Annotated in this window: 15 protein-coding genes; 6 read left to right on the top strand and 9 right to left on the bottom strand. The window is 73.5% G+C overall.

Annotation, left to right across the window (positions count from 1 at the left end; translation table 11 throughout):
* Nucleotides 1–5 precede the first annotated feature (5 nt).
* The gene (locus ACFY00_RS26635; protein ID WP_388034082.1) at nt 6–698 is read right to left on the bottom strand and encodes a hypothetical protein; all 693 of its coding nucleotides are present in this window, start codon (nt 696–698) and stop codon (nt 6–8) included.
* A gap of 178 nt (nt 699–876) precedes the next feature.
* Complete coding sequence (gene miaB, locus ACFY00_RS26630) at nt 877–2,367, bottom strand: tRNA (N6-isopentenyl adenosine(37)-C2)-methylthiotransferase MiaB (protein ID WP_388034081.1); 1,491 nt, start codon at nt 2,365–2,367, stop codon at nt 877–879.
* A 73-nt stretch (nt 2,368–2,440) separates the two neighbouring features.
* Here miaB and ACFY00_RS26625 point away from each other — a divergent pair, with 73 nt between their 5' ends.
* Nucleotides 2,441–3,466, top strand: coding sequence for a TAXI family TRAP transporter solute-binding subunit (locus ACFY00_RS26625; RefSeq protein ID WP_388034080.1), 1,026 nt, complete (start codon nt 2,441–2,443; stop codon nt 3,464–3,466).
* Nucleotides 3,467–3,517: 51 nt separating this feature from the next.
* On the opposite strand, the gene ACFY00_RS26620 is transcribed toward ACFY00_RS26625, so the two are convergent.
* Together ACFY00_RS26620 and ACFY00_RS26615 are read right to left on the bottom strand one after the other, a co-directional pair.
* Nucleotides 3,518–4,957 (bottom strand): sensor histidine kinase, encoded by a 1,440-nt coding sequence (locus ACFY00_RS26620; RefSeq protein WP_388034079.1) that lies wholly within the window; start codon nt 4,955–4,957, stop codon nt 3,518–3,520.
* A gap of 7 nt (nt 4,958–4,964) precedes the next feature.
* A complete protein-coding gene (locus tag ACFY00_RS26615; protein WP_388034078.1) occupies nt 4,965–5,714 on the bottom strand; it encodes a response regulator transcription factor in 750 nt (249 codons plus the stop codon).
* Nucleotides 5,715–6,106: 392 nt separating this feature from the next.
* On the opposite strand from ACFY00_RS26615, the gene ACFY00_RS26610 reads away from it, so the two are divergent.
* The 5 genes from ACFY00_RS26610 (at nt 6,107) to ACFY00_RS26590 (ending at nt 11,179) form a co-directional block, all read left to right on the top strand.
* Complete coding sequence (locus ACFY00_RS26610) at nt 6,107–6,889, top strand: amino acid ABC transporter ATP-binding protein (RefSeq protein WP_388034077.1); 783 nt, start codon at nt 6,107–6,109, stop codon at nt 6,887–6,889.
* Between the two features lie 76 nt (nt 6,890–6,965).
* Complete coding sequence (locus tag ACFY00_RS26605; RefSeq protein ID WP_388034130.1) at nt 6,966–7,886, top strand: glutamate ABC transporter substrate-binding protein; 921 nt, start codon at nt 6,966–6,968, stop codon at nt 7,884–7,886.
* 40 nt (nt 7,887–7,926) lie between these two features.
* Nucleotides 7,927–8,577, top strand: a complete 651-nt coding sequence (locus ACFY00_RS26600) for an amino acid ABC transporter permease (RefSeq protein ID WP_285738740.1) — start codon at nt 7,927–7,929, stop codon at nt 8,575–8,577.
* Entirely contained in the window at nt 8,574–9,401 is an 828-nt protein-coding gene (locus tag ACFY00_RS26595; protein ID WP_388034076.1) for an amino acid ABC transporter permease, read from the top strand. Before ACFY00_RS26600 ends, ACFY00_RS26595 begins: the two co-directional genes overlap by 4 nt.
* 107 nt (nt 9,402–9,508) lie before the next feature.
* Nucleotides 9,509–11,179: an FAD-dependent monooxygenase gene (locus tag ACFY00_RS26590; RefSeq protein ID WP_388034075.1), complete on the top strand. Its 1,671-nt coding sequence runs from the start codon at nt 9,509–9,511 to the stop codon at nt 11,177–11,179.
* Between the two features lie 243 nt (nt 11,180–11,422).
* Here ACFY00_RS26590 and rny read toward each other — a convergent pair whose 3' ends face one another.
* The 5 genes from rny to ACFY00_RS26565 all read right to left on the bottom strand — a co-directional run bounded on the left by rny (nt 11,423) and on the right by ACFY00_RS26565 (nt 16,814).
* Nucleotides 11,423–12,826 carry a ribonuclease Y gene (rny, locus tag ACFY00_RS26585; protein WP_388034074.1) on the bottom strand — a complete coding sequence of 468 codons (1,404 nt, stop codon included), beginning with the start codon at nt 12,824–12,826 and terminating at the stop codon, nt 11,423–11,425.
* A gap of 162 nt (nt 12,827–12,988) precedes the next feature.
* Nucleotides 12,989–13,936, bottom strand: coding sequence for a regulatory protein RecX (locus ACFY00_RS26580; protein WP_388034073.1), 948 nt, complete (start codon nt 13,934–13,936; stop codon nt 12,989–12,991).
* Between the two features lie 4 nt (nt 13,937–13,940).
* Entirely contained in the window at nt 13,941–15,047 is a 1,107-nt protein-coding gene (gene recA, locus ACFY00_RS26575) for a recombinase RecA (RefSeq protein WP_388034072.1), read from the bottom strand.
* 319 nt (nt 15,048–15,366) lie between these two features.
* Entirely contained in the window at nt 15,367–16,284 is a 918-nt protein-coding gene (locus tag ACFY00_RS26570; RefSeq protein ID WP_388034071.1) for a hypothetical protein, read from the bottom strand.
* Nucleotides 16,281–16,814 (bottom strand): SigE family RNA polymerase sigma factor, encoded by a 534-nt coding sequence (locus ACFY00_RS26565; RefSeq protein ID WP_388034070.1) that lies wholly within the window; start codon nt 16,812–16,814, stop codon nt 16,281–16,283. The genes ACFY00_RS26570 and ACFY00_RS26565 overlap by 4 nt, the downstream gene beginning before the upstream one ends.
* Nucleotides 16,815–16,852: the final 38 nt, after the last annotated feature.

Here is a 16,852-nt window from a genome sequence, read left to right as displayed (position 1 = left end):
AGCGCTCAGCGCCAGGAGGCCACCAGGTAGCCGACGCCGTACGGGGCGTCCTCGTAGCGCAGCTCACCGCTGAGCGCGGTCCCCTCCGCGGCCCCCGCCAGCACCTGCCACGGGGCGCGCCCCTCGGCCATCAGCTCGGCCGAGAGCTCCGCGTCCAGCCCGGCCAGCGCCGCCGCGTCCGCCCCGGCCAGCGCGAGCGCCACCGCCCGGTCGTACCCCTCGGCCCGCTCGTCCAGGTACCCGGGCGCCTTCACCGAACGCCGGGCACTGCCGTCGCCAAGCACCAACAGGCCCACCCGGTCCGCGAGTTCCGCCAGTCCCCGGCCCAGGCCCAGCAGCCGCTCGGTCCCGGTGTCCGACCGCACCGCGACGGCGTGCGTCGGCACCCGGACGCCCGCCTCCTCCAGCAGCCACGCCCCCACCGTCAGCGCGGGCGACAGCTCCGGTCCGTCCACCCCGCCCAGCGGCAGCCGCACCGCCTTCGCCACCCCGTACCGGCGCAGCGACCCCGCCCCGCCCTCCGTCCACACCCCGGCCCGCTCGCCCGTCCCGACGACCACCACCAGGTCGACCCCGGCCAACTCCCCCACCGCCGCCAGACACGCCCCCCGCAACTCCGCCGCCTCACCGGCGGCCCCGGCGGCCACCTCCGGCACGAGCAACGGCGGGCAGGGGCACACGGCAGCAGCAGCAAGCATGTCGATCACTCTACGGGAGGGCAAAACGGGGGCGCGAGGAACTGCGCGTCCGGCCGCGTGGACGCCGGCAAGATCGCGACGCAGGACGATCCCCTGCACCGTCCCGCGATCCTGTCGGCGTGCGACTCCGCTGCGCGCAGTTCCCCGCGCCCCTGGTCCCACCGCTCCGTGCTGCCTCTCAGCAGCCGCACCCGTCCCCGCCCGGCGCCGCCGCGACCTGCTTCGGCGCGCCGACCGTCGGCAGCCCCAGCATCACGCCCGCGGGCTTCGCCGCCGGCGCCGCCTGCCGCTTCTCCCACGCGTCGCCCGCCCGGGTGCGCCGCACGCCCAGCGCGGGGCCCTCCGCGAGGAGGTGGTGCGGGGCGGCGTAGGTGATCTCGACGGTGACCACGTCGCCGGGCCGCACCCCGCCCTCCGGCCGCGTGAAGTGGACGAGCCGGTTGTCGGGCGCGCGCCCGGAGAGCCGGTCGGTGCGGTCGTCCTTCTTGCCCTCGCCCTCGGCGACCAGGATCTCCAGCCTGCGGCCGACCTGCTTCTTGTTCTCCTCCCAGGAGATCTCCTCCTGGAGGGCGATCAGCCGGTCGTAGCGCTCCTGGACCACGGCCTTGGGCACCTGGTCCGCCATCTCGGCCGCGGGCGTCCCGGGCCGCTTGGAGTACTGGAAGGTGAACGCGTTGGCGAACCGCGCCTCGCGGACCACGTGCAGGGTCTGCTCGAAGTCCTCGTCGGTCTCACCGGGGAAGCCGACGATGATGTCCGTGGAGATCGCCGCGTCCGGCATCGCGGCCCGGACCTTCTCGATGATGCCGAGGAAGCGTTCCTGCCGGTAGGAGCGCCGCATCGCCTTCAGGACGGTGTCGGAGCCGGACTGCAGCGGCATGTGCAGCTGGTGCATCACGTTGGGCGTCTCGGCCATCGCGGCGATCACGTCGTCGGTGAAGTCGCGCGGGTGCGGCGAGGTGAAGCGCACGCGCTCCAGGCCCTCGACCTGGCCGCAGGCCCGCAGCAGCTTGCCGAAGGCCTCCCGGTCGCCCAGGTCGGAGCCGTACGCGTTGACGTTCTGCCCGAGCAGGGTGACCTCGATGACGCCCTCGGCGACCAGCGCCTCGACCTCGGCGAGGACGTCGCCGGGGCGGCGGTCCTCCTCCTTGCCGCGCAGCGCGGGGACGATGCAGAAGGTGCAGGTGTTGTTGCAGCCGACCGAGATCGCGACCCAGGCCGCGTAGGCGGACTCGCGCCGGGTGGGCAGGGTGGAGGGGAAGGTCTCCAGCGATTCGAGGATCTCGACCTGGGCCTTGCGCTCGACGGCGGCGCGCTCCAGCAGGGCGGGCAGGTGGCCGATGTTGTGGGTGCCGAAGACCACGTCGACCCAGGGCGCCTTGCGGACGATGGTCTCGCGGTCCTTCTGGGCGAGGCAGCCGCCGACGGCGATCTGCATGCCGCGGTTGGCCTGCTTGGCGGGGGCGAGCCGGCCGAGGTTGCCGTACAGCTTGTTGTCGGCGTTCTCGCGGACGGCGCAGGTGTTGAAGACCACCAGGTCGGGGTCGCCGTCGCCGTCGGCCTTGGCGTAGCCGGCCTCCTCCAGCAGCCCGGACAGGCGCTCGGAGTCGTGGACGTTCATCTGGCAGCCGTACGTGACGACCTTGTAAGTTCGCAAGCTCTCCTCCATACCCACAGAGCCAAGGGTACGGGCACCGGGGAGGGCCTCCCGCCGGGCGGTGGGGGCTGGCAGTATCCACGGCATGGCTGCTGCGAACCTCTCCTCCCGTCCGGGTGCCGGGCTGCGCTCCGTCCTGCGCGGCCGGCTGTTCCGGGTCGCCGCGGTGCTGCTGCTGGTGGTCGGGGGCGCGGGCGGCTGGTGGGCGTCCTCGGCGCGCTCGACCTCGGGGCCGCACGGCCGGGTGGCGTTCGCGACGGGGGTGGTCGGCGGCGTGTACGACCGCTACGGGGTGCTGCTGCGGCAGTACCTGGGCGACCACCTGCCGGGGCTGAAGGTGCAGCTGGACAACTCCGAGGGGTCGATGGACAACCTGGAGCGGCTGGCCTCGGGCCGGGACGACTTCGCGGTGGCCACGGCGGACGCGGTGGCCTCCTTCGACAGCCCGGAGAAGCCGAAGCTGCGGGCGATCGCCCGGCTGTACGACGACTACATGCAGCTGGTGGTGCCGGCCGACTCGCCGGTGCACTCGGTGGCCGACCTGCGGGGGCTGCGGGTCGGGGTGGGGCAGGCGAAGTCGGGGGTGAACCTGGTGACCCGGCGGCTGCTGGAGGCGGCGGGCCTGGACCCGGACCGGGACGTCCGGTCGGACTCGGTCAGCGTCGTCCAGGCGGCGGAGGAGCTGCAGCAGAAGCAGTTGGACGCGTTCTTCTGGTCCGGCGGCCTGCCGACGACCGCCCTGTCGGACCTGTCGGACCGGACGCCGATCCGGATCGTTCCGATGGGCGACCTGTCCGATCCGCTGCACCAGTTGGCGGGCCCGGGCATGGACGCGTACCGGGCGGCGACCATCCCGGCGGACGCGTACCCGAACGTGCAGCCGGAGCGGGTGGCGGTGCCGACGGTGGCGGTGCCCAACCTGCTGGTGACCCGGGCGGACGTGGACCCGGCGCTGGTGGAGACGCTGACCCGGGCGGTGATCGACAGCCGGGACGACATCGGCCGCCAGGTGCACGCCGCGCAGCTGGTGGACCTGCGCACCGCGGTGTACACCGACCCGCTGCCGCTGCACGACGGCGCCAAGCGCTACTACCTGTCCGTGAAGCCCTGAGCCCCGAGCCCCGGAGCCCCGAGCCCCGGAGCCCCGACCGGAGGCGCCCGCTCAGGCTCCGGGCCAGCGCCGCCGCCGCGGCACCACCAGCCGCACGGTGAGGCCGTTCGGCTCCGCGGGCGCGAACTCGAGCCCGCCGCCGCCGGCCAGCAACAGGGTGCGGGCGATGGACAGGCCCAGGCCGGAACCGTCGATGTTCTGGTGCCGGGAGGAGCGCCAGAACCGGTCGCCGACCCGGGCCAGCTCCTCCTCGGTGAGGCCCGGTCCGGCGTCGGTGACGGTGGCGGTGACCTCGTCCTTGCCGATCAGCAGGCCGACCCGGACGGTGCTGTCGGCCGGGGTGAACTTGAGCGCGTTGTCCAGGACGGCGTCCAGCGCGCTGCCGAAGCCGATCGGGTCGGCCCAGGCGTGCGCCATCGGCGGGCCCTCCCAGTGCAGCGTGACACCGCGCCGCTCGGCCAGCGGCGTCCAGGCGTCGACCCGGGTGCGGACGAGTTCGGCCAGGTCGACGGGTTCGGGTTCGGGTCGGGAGCCCTCGGCGGTGGCGAGGCCGAGCAGGTCGTCGAGCACCCGGGCCAGCCGGGCGCCCTCCTCGCGGACGGCGACGAGCTCCTCCTCGTGGCCCTCGGGCAGTTCCAGCCCGATCAGCTCGACCCGCAGCAGCAGCGCGGCGAGCGGGTTGCGCAGTTGGTGGGAGGCGTCGGCGACGAAGGCCCGCTGCTGGTCGATGGCGAGCCCGACGTGGTCCGCCATGTCGTTGAACGAGCGTGCCAGGCGCCGCAGTTCGGGCGGCCCGCTGCTGGGGGCGACCCGGGCGCCGAGCCGTCCGGTGGCGATGTCGTGGGTGGCCCGGTCGAGGGTGCGGACGGGGAGCAGCACCCAGCCGGTGAGCCGGACGGCGAGCAGGATGGCGACGATCATGGCGAGCGCCTCGCCTCCGGCCAGCACCAGCCAGCGGTGCAGGATGCGCGAGCGCAGGCCGCCGGTGGGCGACTCGGTGAGCACCACGGCGACCACGTCGCCGTCGCGGACCACGGGCAGGGCGACGGCCAGGGTGCGTTCGGGGGTCCACGGCCAGACCTGCGGCGGGTTGTGGCTGCGGCGGCCGGCCAGCGCCTCCTGGTAGGCCTGGCGGCCGGGTCCGGCGGCGGGGGGCCGCCAGTCGTCGGGGGCGACGGCGATGGAGCTGCCGTCGCGCTGGAAGACGCCGATCCGGACGCCGTACAGCTCGTGGTAGCGGTCGGCCTCGCTGGTCAGGGCGTACAGCCGGCCGTTGTCGCCGGGGCCGGGCTGCGGGTCGCCCTTGACCGCGCTGGCGTTGGGGCGGCCCTGGGTGGGCAGGTCCTGGGCGAAGCGGGCGGCGTCGTCGATCCGGTCGACGACCACCTTGGACTGCTCGGAGGCGGCGATCAGGTAGGCCAGCGGCACCCCGAGCGCGGCCAGCACGCAGGCCATCAGGGCGATCAGGATGCCGAGCAGGCGGTTGCGCACGGTGCGGTCAGCGCTCCGCCGGGCGGTCGCCGGAGCCGGGGCCCGGGCCGGGCTCGCCGTCGGGCTGGCCGGGTATCAGCCGGTAGCCGACGCCGCGGACGGCCTCGACCAGGCCGGGCAGGCCGAGCTTGGTGCGCAGCGAGCCGATGTGCACCTCCAGGGTGCGGCCGTTGCCCTCCCAGCCGGAGCGCCAGACCTCGCTGAAGATCTGTTCCCGGCGGTAGACCACGCCGGGGCTCTGGGCCAGCAGCGCCAGCAGGTCGAACTCCTTGCGGGTGAGCGGGACGTCGCGGCCCTCGACGGAGACCCGGCGGCGTTCGCGGTCGATCTCGATGCCGCGGGAGGCCAGCGGTCCGGCCGGTTCGGGGCCGTTCTCCTCGGTGGGCCGGGGGGTGCCGCGGCGGGCCACCGCGTGGATGCGGGCCAGCAGCTCGCCCATGTCGTAGGGCTTGACCACGTAGTCGTCGGCGCCGAGGTTGAGGCCGTGGATGCGGGAGCGGATGTCGGCCCGCGCGGTCACCATGATGACCGGCACGCCGCTGCCGGCCCGGATCCGGCTGCACACCTCGAAGCCGTCCCGGTCGGGCAGCCCGAGGTCGAGCAGCACCACCCGGTACGGCTCGCTGCCGTCGGGAACGAGCGCGTCCAGCGCCTCGTGGCCGCTGCGGGCGTGCCGGACCTGGAAGCCGTGCCGGCCCAGCACCGCGACCAGGGCGGCGGCCACGCGGTCGTCGTCCTCGACCAGGAGCAGGCGCATCGGGTTCCCTTCCGGTGGCTCGGGTGCGGTCGGCACGGCCGTCGTTCGTGCACGTCCGGGTGTTCGGCGGCGCGGTTCCCGACCCGGGGGCGCCCGGACCGGGACCGGCCCATCCTGGCATCCACTCCCATCCGGGGCCATCCGGTCAACCGGCTTGACCGGTCCGTTACCCAGCCGGTATCCGCTACCCCCCGACTACCGGGCGTAGCCGAACCGTGATCCTCAAGTTCAGCTCAGATCGGCTGACGAGGGGTCGTGTACCTGTCTAAAGTCACCCCGTCCGGGGGCTGCGGGCTCCGCCGGCTCCGGCCCCCGGACATCAGACGGACCATCACCGGCTCTGCGGCCCCTGCGAGTTGGCCCGGGTTCGGAGGACGAGGGAGCGAGCCGCGATGACCGAGAACAGTGCCGACCCGAGCGTGCCCGAGGACGGCCGGGGCACCCCGCTGGTGTCGCTGCGCGGGGTGAACAAGCACTTCGGCGCGCTGCACGTGCTGCAGGACATCGACCTGGACATCGCCCACGGCGAGGTCGTGGTGCTGATCGGCCCGTCCGGTTCCGGCAAGTCCACGCTGTGCCGCACGATCAACCGGCTGGAGACGATCGACTCCGGCACGATCGAGGTGGACGGCCGCCCGCTGCCCGCGGAGGGCCGCGAGCTGGCCCGGCTGCGCGCCCAGGTCGGCATGGTGTTCCAGTCCTTCAACCTGTTCGCGCACAAGACCGTGCTGCAGAACGTGGTGCTGGCCCAGGTGAAGGTCGGCCGGGTGCCGAAGGCCGAGGCCGAGAAGACCGCCCGCGAACTGCTGGAACGGGTCGGCGTCGGCGCGCAGGCCGACAAGTTCCCCGCCCAGCTGTCCGGCGGCCAGCAGCAGCGGGTGGCGATCGCCCGCGCGCTGGCCATGAACCCCAAGGTGATGCTGTTCGACGAGCCCACCTCGGCCCTCGACCCGGAGATGGTCAACGAGGTGCTGGAGGTGATGCGTTCGCTCGCCGCCAGGGGCATGACCATGGTGGTGGTGACCCACGAGATGGGCTTCGCGCGCTCGGCCGCCAACCGCGTCCTGTTCATGGCGGACGGCCGGATCGTCGAGCAGAACACCCCCGAGGCGTTCTTCACCGCGCCGCGCAGCGACCGCGCCAAGGACTTCCTTTCGAAGATCCTGCACCACTGAGACCTGTATTGATCTAGCGTCAGTTCGAATTTGCCCGGAGCCAGCGATGGCCCCTACCGAGGAGAAGAACGACCGCATGAAGGCCCGCCGTACCGTCGCCGCCGCCCTGTCCGTGCTCGCCCTGACGGCGGTCGCCGCCTGCGGCAAGGACGGATCTCCGAACTCGGACTCCGGCACCAAGGGCGGTTCGGCCGCCCCGCAGCTGCCCACCTACCAGGTGAACGCCGACCCCAAGCTGGACGCCTCGCCGACCTGGACCGAGGCCAAGAAGCGCGGCAAGCTGGTCATCGGCGCCAAGTCGGACCAGCCGTTCCTCGGCTTCGAGGACGTGCAGACCGGCAAGCGCAACGGCTTCGACATCGAGATCGCCAAGATGGTCGCCGCCGACCTCGGCTTCTCGGCCGACCAGATCGAGTTCAAGACCATCAACTCCAGCGCCCGCGAGACCTCGCTGGTCGGCGGCCAGATCGACTACTACGTCGGCACCTACTCGATCACCCCGAAGCGCAAGGAGCAGATCGACTTCGCCGGCCCGTACTACATCGCCGGCCAGTCCCTGCTGGTGAACAAGGACAACTCCGACATCACCGGCCCGGAGTCCACCAAGGGCAAGAACGTCTGCACCGCCAACGGCTCGACCTCGGTCGGCAACATCCAGAAGTACGAGGCGAAGGTCACCACCTTCGACAGCTACTCGCTGTGCGTGGAGAAGCTGCTCACCAAGGAGGTCGACGCGGTCACCACCGACGACGCGATCCTCAAGGGCTTCGCGGCCAAGAACCAGGGCCAGCTGAAGGTCGTCGGCAACATCTTCTCCGAGGAGCGCTACGGCATCGGCCTGAAGAAGGGCGACGCGGCGCTGCAGAAGGCGATCAACGACGCCCTCAAGAAGCACGAGGACAGCGGCGACTGGAAGAAGGCGTACGACGCCACCCTGGGCCTGTCCGGCTCGGCCGCGCCGTCCGTCCCCGCGCTGGACCCGACCACCGCCTCCTGACGCACCACCCGACCGACACCGAGAAAGGAGGGCCGCCGGCATGGGCATACTGTTCGAGAAGGACAACTTCTCGCTGTTCGTCCGCGGGTTCGTGGGAACGATCGAACTCAGCGCGCTCAGCGCCCTGTTCGCGCTGCTGCTGGGCATCATGCTGGCGGCCTTCCGCGTCTCGCCGGTCCCGGTGCTGCGGGCCTTCGGCACCGCGTGGGTGACGGTGTTCCGCAACACCCCGCTGACCCTGCTGTTCTTCGTGGTGACCTTCATGCTGCCGCGGCTGGACGTGCACATCAGCAGCTTCACCGCCGCGGTGGCCGCGCTCAGCGTGTACACCGGCAGCTTCGTCTGCGAGGTGCTGCGGGCCGGCATCAACACCGTGCCGCTGGGCCAGGCCGAGGCGGCCCGCTCGCTCGGCATGGGCTTCGGCCAGACCCTCGGGCTGGTGGTGCTGCCGCAGGCGGGCCGCGCGGTGATCGCGCCGCTGGGCTCGGTGTTCATCGCCCTGCCCCGCAACTCGGCGGTGGCCGGCGCGTTCAACGTGTTCGAGCTGTTCAGCGTCCAGAAGACCTGGTCCGAGGACTCGTACCCGATCTTCGCCAGCTTCTTCTGGCTGGCCCTGGCCTACCTGGCGATCGGCTTCTCGATCAGCTCGGTCCTCTCCCTCCTGGAGCGTCGCATGGCGGTGGCCCGATGAACTCCCGCTCCGCCTCCGTCCTGTACGACGTCCCCGGCCCGCGGGCCCGGCTGCGCTACCTGCTGGCCGGCGTGCTCGGTGCGCTCGGCATCGCCGCCCTGCTCTGGTGGATCGTCGCCACCCTGGCCGACAAGGGCCAGTTCGACGCCCGGCTGTGGGAGTCCTTCGAATACAACGCCGTCCAGCAGCGGATCCTCGACGGCACCCTCGCCACCCTGAAGGCCTTCGGCCTGGCCGCGGTCGGCTCACTGGTCCTCGGCGTCCTGTTCGCCGTCGGCCGGCTCTCCGAGCACCGGCCGGTCCGGATGCTGTGCACCGCGGTGGTCCAGTTCTTCCGGGCCATGCCGCTGCTGATCATGATCTTCGCGCTGTACGCGGCGGTCTTCACCGCCGAACCGATGTGGGCCCTGGTCGTCGGCCTGTCCGTCTACAACGGCGCCGTGCAGGCCGAGATCATCCGCTCCGGCATCAACGCCGTCCCGCGCGGCCAGAGCGAGGCCGCGTACGCCCTGGGCCTGCGCAAGACCCAGGTGATGACGCTGGTGCTCGTCCCGCAGTCGGTCCGGGCGATGCTGCCCGCGATCATCGGTCAGCTGGTCGTCACCCTCAAGGACACCTCGCTCGGCTACATCATCACGTACCCCGAGCTGCTGTTCGTCGGCAAGTGGATCGCCTCCAACTCCGACGGCTACCCGTACATCCCGGTCCTCCTGGTGATCACCCCGATCTACATCGCGATGTGCCTCGCCCTCAGCGCCCTGGCCCGCTGGATCGAGTCCCGCGGCCGCCGCGGCGCGAACCGTCGCGGCACAGCCGCTGCTTGACGGACACCCAGGTGATCTGTTGCATTGCTCTTCGTGACACCACCTGGGACCTCCCACCCGGCACTTGACGCCCCGGCGGCCGACGCCGCCCGCCCGAAGGCCCCGACATGGACGCGGTGATCATCGTCGGGGCCGGCCCGGTCGGGCTCGCCCTGGCGCTCGCGCTGGCCCGCAACGAAGTCCCCAGCACCGTCCTGGACGAGGGCACCGGCGTCAGCCCGGAGAGCCCCCGCACCGTCGTGCTCGGCGGCGAGACCGCCGCCTTCCTGGCCCGGATCGGCTACACCCGGGTCGTCTCCGACTCCGCCCGGTGGGACGCCTTCACCGTCTGGCGCCGCCGCGCCGAGGTGCTGCGCCTGCCGCTGGACGCCGAACCCGTCCTGCACCTCGCCCAGCACCGCCTGCAGCGCGGCCTGCGCGACGCGGTCGCCGCCACCCCGCTGATCCGCCTGCTGCCGCGCCACCAGGTGGTCGAACTCGCCCAGGACCGCGACGGGGTGAGCGTCCGCACCGACTCCGCCGGACAGGACGCCTGGTGGCACGGCAGCCACCTGGTCGGCTGCGACGGCGCCCGCTCCACCGTCCGCAGGCTGCTCAAGGTCCGCTTCCCCGGCCGCCCCACCGTCGACCGGCACGCCGTCGCCACCGTCCGGGTCGACCTGCCCTTCCCCGGCGAGGCCCGGCTGCACCGCGAACCCCCGTGGCGCGGCGACCGCGAGGCCTCCGCCCGCCCGCTGCCCGACGGCCTGTGGCGGCTCGACTGGCGGCTGCCCCCCGGCCGCCCCCAACCCACCGAGCCCGTCGACCCGCACGCGACCTGGCCCGGCATCGTCACCGGCGACACCCTGCTCACCCGGGTCACCTCCGCGCTCACCGGCTGGTGCGGCGAACTCCCGCCCCACCAACTGCTCGCCGCCGCCGACCACACCTACCAGCAGCGCCTCGCCGCCCGCTTCCGCACCGGCCGCTGCTTCCTCGCCGGGGACGCCGCCCACCTGCACGGCGCCCTCGGCATGCAGAACCTCGCCGACGGCCTGCGCGACGCCGACAACCTCGCCTGGCGGCTCGCCCTCGCCTGGCACCTGCCCCCCACCGGCGACCGCGCCGACCGCGCCCTGCTCGACGGCTACGAGGCCGAGCGCCGCGGCGCGGTCGGCGCCCGGCTGCGCGCCGTCGACCAGGCCATGCCGCTGCTGCGACCGCTGCGCGGCTGGGCCGAGACCCGGCGCTCGCTGTTCTCCGGCTCCTTCCGCAAGCACGCCCCGCTGCTCGCCGACGGCCAGCTCGGCACCGGCCGCTTCGGCGGCGCCCCCGCCTACCCGGCCGCCCCCTCCGGCGTCGCCCCGCGCGTCCCCGAGCAGCGCGGCTCCGGCCGCGGGACCGCACTCACCGAACAGCTCCCGGCGACCGCCCCCGGCGTCCTGGTCCCCGACCTGCCGGTGGTCACCGCCGACGGCGCATCGGAGACCCTCCGGGCCCGCCTCGGCGGCCCCTTCCTGCTCGTCCTGGTCGCCCCCGGCGCCGCCGTCTGGTCCGCCGAACACTGGCTCGGCGCCGGCCTGATGCCCCGCCTCGCCGACCTCGCCACCGCCCTCCCCGTCCCCACCGAGGTCCTGGTCACCGACGCCTACCCCGGCGCCGCCCCCCACACCGTCCTCCTGATCCGCCCCGACGGCCACCTCCTCGGCACCACCCCCGGCCTCCACCCCGAAACCCTGCACGCCCTCACCGCCCCCCTCACCCCCAAGCCCGGCCTGGAACAGGAGCGGACCCGCTAGGGGCGCGAAGAACCGCGCCCCAGGCGGAAAAAGACCACAGGCACCAAACCGGGGGCACGAGGAACTGCGCGCCCAGCCATCCGCCCACCCGCACGAAAAAGATCGCAGGCACCAAACCGGGGGCGCGAGGAACTGCGCGCCCAGCCATCCGCCCCCGGCAAGTTCGCGCCCCGACAGCCAGTTGCCGCCCGGAGCGCCCCTCGCTGCACGCCCCCTCGCTGCACACCCTCTCGCTGCGCGTGCTTACCGCGCGACCTCCGTCGCCCGCGACTCCCGCACCACCGTGATCCGGATCTGCCCCGGGTACGTCAGTTCCTCCCGCACCTGCCGGGCGACCTCCCGGGCGATCTCCTGCGCCCGCAGGTCGTCCACCGCCTCCGGCTGCACCATCACCCGGACCTCCCGCCCGGCCTGCATCGCGTAGACCTTGGTGACCCCGTCGTGCGCCCGGGCGATCTCCTCCAGCCGCTCCAGCCGTCGCACGTACGCCTCGACCGACTCCTTGCGGGCCCCCGGCCGCCCGGCCGAGCACGCGTCGGCGGCCTGGGTGAGCACGGCCTCCACGGTCTTCGCCTCGATCTCGCCGTGGTGCGCCGCTATCGCGTGCACGACCTCGTCCGTCTCGCCGTGCCGCCGCGCGAACTCCGCGCCGATCGCGGCGTGGCTGCCCGGCACCTCGTGGCTGAGCGCCTTGCCGATGTCGTGCAGCAGCGCGGCCCGTCGCACCGGCTCGGGGTCGACGCCGAGCTCCGCGGCCATCATCCCGGCCAGGTGCGCGGACTCCACCAGGTGCCCGAGCACGTTCTGCCCGTACGAGGTGCGGTAGCGCAACGTGCCCAGGGTGCGGACGAGTTCGGGCGACATCTCGCCGCCCGTCCCGATCCCGACGGTCAGCAGCGCGTCCTCCCCGGCCCGCACGCACAGCCGCTCGACCTCGGCCCGGCTGCGCTCGTGCGCCTCCTCGATCCGCGCGGGGTGGATCCGTCCGTCGACCAGCAGCGCCTCCAGGGTGAGCCGGGCACTCTCCCGCCGGACGGGGTCGAAGCAGGAGAGCTGCACCAGCCCGGGGGTGTCGTCGACGATCAGGTTGACGCCGGTGACGGCCTCGAAGGCCCTGATGTTGCGGCCCTCGCGCCCGATCACCCGGCCCTTCATGTCCTCGCTGGGCAGCCGCAGGGTGGTGACCACGGTGTCGGCGGTGTGCTCGGCGGCCAGGCGCTGGATGGACGAGGCGATGATCTCCCGGGCCCGGCCCTCGCCCTCGGCGACCGCCCGCCGTTCGATCTCCCGGACGGTCAGCGCGGCCTCCCGGCGGGCCTCCGACTCGGCGGCCCGGACGATCTCCTCGCGGGCCTGCACGGCGGTCAGCCCGGCGGTGCGCTCCAGCAGCAGGCGGTTCTCGACGGCCTGCTCGGCGAGTTCGCCGCGCACCCGCTCGGCTTCGGCGGCGCGGGTGGCGAGTTCGTCCTCGTGCTGGTGCAGCCGGTGCAGTTCGGAGGTGAGCCGCTCCTCGCGGCGGTCGAGCTCGGCGCGGCGCTGCCGGAGCATCAGGAACCCGGCGGCCAGCACCAGCACCAGGGCGCCGATCAGCACTCCGGCCGCCAGCAGCAGGGAGGAACCCGTTTCGGTGCCCTGAGCGATGCCCATCCGGCCACTCCCCGTCCTGCTCACGCTGCCGCTGAGGCGACCTCCGCGATCGTCCTGCCACTGAGTGTGAGGCTAAGCCGAGGTTACGAAACGGTCAAGATGCGATCGAGAATTGGCCCCAACGATCTGACCGCCGGTCATCAAATCGCACCGCCTCTCCTCTCAGTCCTCCACCCCGTCGAACTCCCCGGCCTCTTCTGCCCCTTCGACCCCTTCGGCGTCCAGCGCCTCCCGCACCACCCGGAACGCCAGGCCCTCCGCGTAGCCGCGCCGGGCCAGCACCCCGACCAGCCGCCGGATCCGCACGTCCCGCTCCAACCCGGCGGTGGAGCGCAACTTCCGTGCCACCAGGGCCCGGGCGGCCTCGGTCTCGTCGTCCGCGTCCACCTGCAGCAGGGCCCGCTCGGCGGTCTCCCCGGTGACGCCCTTGGTGCGCAACTCCTGTGCCAACGCCCGCCGGGACAGCCCGCGCACCGCGTGCCGGGACTCCACCCAGGCCTCGGCGAAGGCCGCGTCGTCGATCAGCCCGACCTCCTCCAGCCGGTCCAGCACCTGCTCGGCGACCTCCTCCGGGATCTCCTTGCGGCGCAGCGCATCGGCCAACTGCTTGCGGGACTTGGCGGCCCCGGTCAGCAAGCGCAGGCAGACGTCCCGGGCCCGCTCCGCCGGATCCCCCTCAGGCTCGACGGCCCGCCCGCGCCGCCCCGTCCGCCCCGACCGGGCCTCCCGCGCCCCGCCCGCGCCCTCGACCCGCTCGGCCCGTTCCGCTCGCTCCGTCCGCTCGGCCTTCGCCCGCCGCCCCGACCGCGGACGCTCCGCCGCCACCGGCACGGCCTCCGGCAGTTCCCCCAGCGCACTGCGCCGTCGCCGTCGCCCGCCGGGCAGGTCGGACGCCCGGACCAGCCCGGGCAACTCCCCCACCGAGGACGGCCCCGGCTGCTCCCCCGCGCCCACCGGCTCCTCGGCCACGGCCGCGAACCAGTCCGGCGGCCCGTCCTCGTGCCCGCGCGCGTCCTCGTACCCGTACTCGTTCTCGACCCCGGAAACGCCCGCACCGGGCCCGTCCTCGGACGGGCCCGGTGTCGGGTGGTGGGTCTGGTGCGGTGTCAACGGATCAGCTCTTGGCGGCGGCCGCCGTCTTCTTGGCCGCGGCCTTCGCGGGGGCCGCGGCGGCCGGGATCTCCACGGCGGGAGCGGGGGCCGCGTCGCCCTCGGCCGCGGCGGGCTTCGGGCCGATGCCCAGCTTGCCCTTGATCTTGGCCTCGATCTCGTCGGCCAACTGCGGGTTGTCCTTCAGGAAGTTGCGGGCGTTCTCCTTGCCCTGGCCGAGCTGGTCGCCCTCGTAGGTGTACCAGGCACCGGACTTCCGGATGAAGCCGTGCTCGACACCCATGTCGATCAGGCCGCCCTCGCGGCTGATGCCGACGCCGTAGAGGATGTCGAACTCGGCCTGCTTGAACGGCGCGGCGACCTTGTTCTTGACCACCTTGACGCGGGTGCGGTTGCCGACCGCCTCGGTGCCGTCCTTCAAGGTCTCGATGCGCCGGATGTCCAGGCGGACCGAGGCGTAGAACTTGAGCGCGCGGCCACCGGTGGTGGTCTCCGGCGAGCCGAACATCACGCCGATCTTCTCGCGCAGCTGGTTGATGAAGATCGCGGTGGTGTTCGACTGGTTCAGTGCACCGGCGATCTTCCGCAGCGCCTGGCTCATCAGGCGGGCCTGGAGGCCGACGTGTGAGTCGCCCATCTCGCCCTCGATCTCGGCGCGCGGCACCAGCGCGGCCACCGAGTCGATGATCACCAGGTCGATCGCGCCGGAGCGGATCAGCATGTCGGTGATCTCCAGCGCCTGCTCGCCGGTGTCCGGCTGGCTGACCAGCAGCGCGTCGGTGTCCACGCCGAGCTTCTTGGCGTACTCGGGGTCGAGCGCGTGCTCGGCGTCGACGAAGGCGACGGTGCCGCCGGCCTTCTGCGCGTTGGCGGCGAGGTGCAGGGTCAAGGTGGTCTTGCCGGAGGACTCCGGGCCGTAGATCTCGACCACCCGGCCGCGCGGGATGCCACCCACGCCGAGCGCCACGTCGAGGGCGGTGGACCCGGTGGAGATCACCTCGACCGGCTCGTTCGCCTTCTCGCCGAGGCGCATCACCGAGCCCTTGCCGAACTGCCGCTCGATCTGGGCGAGCGCGGCCTCCAGGGCCTTCTCGCGATCCGTTCCTGCCATGGCTTCCACCCTCGGGTTCTGTCCTGTGCGCTTCATCGTCACCGACGCTAGCGCGTCCCACCGACAATCGGCCCCGGACGGGCTCGGCCTGTGGAAAACTCCGCGCCGAAGAGTACAAAGAACACACGTTCGATTCCAGTCTCGCACCTCAACCGCCCGACCCCGGCCCCGCCGCGCCCACCGCCCTCACCCCGCCCCGTCCCGGCGCGCCCCCATCCCGGCCCCGGCGCCCCCCACCCCGGCACCGCCCCGGAAGGAGCCGGGGCCCGGCCCCACGACCGGAAGGCCGCGGCGCCGGGCCCCTCCCCCGTCCCGCCCGCTACTTGAGCATCCCCTCACCCGCGTTCGGCACCTCGGCACCGCTCCTGTCGAAGAACCGCCAGGACACGACCCGCTCCCCGGCCCGCTCCGGCACCACGATCCGCCGGTAGGGCGAGTCCCCGACCGTGACCAGCCGCGGTTCCAGGACGCTGCCGTCGGTCCAGGTCACCTCGACCCTGGCGATGTCCGGCCCGAACGCCATCACGGCGAGCGCCACCGGCAGCGGCCCGGGGCGGGAGTCGTTGCTCCGGGCCGCCATCATCCCGCCGCTGAACGCGTCCCCCATCCACGGTTCGAGGTGCCCGGGCGCCGGGTAGCTGCCCTGGTCGTCGTACTTCTGCCGGACGCCGTCCAGCGTCGCGTAGGTGTTGACGACGTCCTCCTTCGGCGTCCAGTACTCCTGGACGTACGCCTCGGTGGGCTTCTCCAGCGAGGGGTCGACGGCGTGGCGCTCCTGCCAGACCGCCACCGCCTGCTCGTACGCGCGCTCCCGCGGGGCGACCGGCCAGAGCGCCTCCCAGAGCTTCCACTCCTTGCCGTCGACGACGCCCTGCCCGATCACCGTCCGCACCGGGGTGAACGGGTCCCGGGCGGCCGCCGAGGGGGACGCGGCGCCCTCGCCACCGGCCCCGACCAGGCTGCCGCCCGCCGCGCCCCCGGCCGCGCCGGCCGCCTGCGGGGCGCGGCCCCCGGTCCCGGTCTGCAGCCCGGCCGCCACGCCGCCGCCCAGGGCCACCACCGCGGCCAGCGCCAGCGCGCCGACCCCGGCGCGCCGCCGTCGCCGGATCCGCCGCCCGCCGGCCTCGATGCCCTCGACCGGGACCGATCCGATCCGCACCTCCGCCGCGGCCCCCGCGAGCCCCAGTTCGACCCACATCTCGCCGTTGCCCCGCGCTCCGCTGTCACCCGTGGTCACACCGCACCCCCGATCCGTGTCATGTCCTGCAGTTCCCCGAGGTCCGCGGCCTCCCGCAGCCTCGCTATCCCCTTCGCGGCGTGGCTGCGCACGGCACCGGCCGAGCACCCCATCGCCGCCGCCGCCTGGCTGTCGCTCAGGTCCTCCCAGTGCCGCAGCACCACGGCCTGCCGCTGCCGGGCCGGCAGCGCCGCGAGGGCGGCCATCAGCATCCGGCGCTGGTCCGACCTGGCGTACCCGTCCTCGGTTCCGGCCCGGTCCGGCACCGCCTCCACCAGGACCTCGGGGGTCCGGCGGCGCCAGCGGCGGGCGTGCTGGTTGACCAGGATCCGGCGCACGTAGCTGTGCGGGTCGTCGGCCCGGCTGACCTTCGACCAGGCCGCGCAGGTCCGCTCGGCGGCGGACTGCGCGAGGTCCTCGGCCGCGTGCTGGTCGCCGGTCAGCAGGTACGCCGTCCGCAGCAACCGGGGCCAGGCCCCCACGATGAACGCCCGGAACTCATCGTCCGGGCCGTTCCGTCCTTCTCCCATGAACACCTCCTCACCCCTCCAGAGCCCGGAACGGGTGC

This window comes from Kitasatospora sp. NPDC001540 (assembly GCF_042894345.1).
Classification (GTDB): domain Bacteria; phylum Actinomycetota; class Actinomycetes; order Streptomycetales; family Streptomycetaceae; genus Kitasatospora; species Kitasatospora phosalacinea_C.
This window is presented reverse-complemented; position numbering and strand designations above follow the sequence as displayed.

Excerpts from the sequence above, each read along its gene's own strand:
- ACFY00_RS26635 (WP_388034082.1), bottom strand. The coding sequence starts at position 698 with ATGCTTGCTGCTGCTGCCGTGTGCCCCTGCCCGCCGTTGCTCGTGCCG.
- miaB (WP_388034081.1), bottom strand. The coding sequence starts at position 2,367 with ATGGAGGAGAGCTTGCGAACTTACAAGGTCGTCACGTACGGCTGCCAG.
- ACFY00_RS26625 (WP_388034080.1), top strand. The coding sequence starts at position 2,441 with ATGGCTGCTGCGAACCTCTCCTCCCGTCCGGGTGCCGGGCTGCGCTCC.
- ACFY00_RS26615 (WP_388034078.1), bottom strand. The coding sequence starts at position 5,714 with ATGCGCCTGCTCCTGGTCGAGGACGACGACCGCGTGGCCGCCGCCCTG.
- ACFY00_RS26610 (WP_388034077.1), top strand. The coding sequence starts at position 6,107 with ATGACCGAGAACAGTGCCGACCCGAGCGTGCCCGAGGACGGCCGGGGC.
- ACFY00_RS26605 (WP_388034130.1), top strand. The coding sequence starts at position 6,966 with ATGAAGGCCCGCCGTACCGTCGCCGCCGCCCTGTCCGTGCTCGCCCTG.
- ACFY00_RS26600 (WP_285738740.1), top strand. The coding sequence starts at position 7,927 with ATGGGCATACTGTTCGAGAAGGACAACTTCTCGCTGTTCGTCCGCGGG.
- ACFY00_RS26595 (WP_388034076.1), top strand. The coding sequence starts at position 8,574 with ATGAACTCCCGCTCCGCCTCCGTCCTGTACGACGTCCCCGGCCCGCGG.
- ACFY00_RS26590 (WP_388034075.1), top strand. The coding sequence starts at position 9,509 with ATGGACGCGGTGATCATCGTCGGGGCCGGCCCGGTCGGGCTCGCCCTG.
- rny (WP_388034074.1), bottom strand. The coding sequence starts at position 12,826 with ATGGGCATCGCTCAGGGCACCGAAACGGGTTCCTCCCTGCTGCTGGCG.
- recA (WP_388034072.1), bottom strand. The coding sequence starts at position 15,047 with ATGGCAGGAACGGATCGCGAGAAGGCCCTGGAGGCCGCGCTCGCCCAG.
- ACFY00_RS26565 (WP_388034070.1), bottom strand. The coding sequence starts at position 16,814 with ATGGGAGAAGGACGGAACGGCCCGGACGATGAGTTCCGGGCGTTCATC.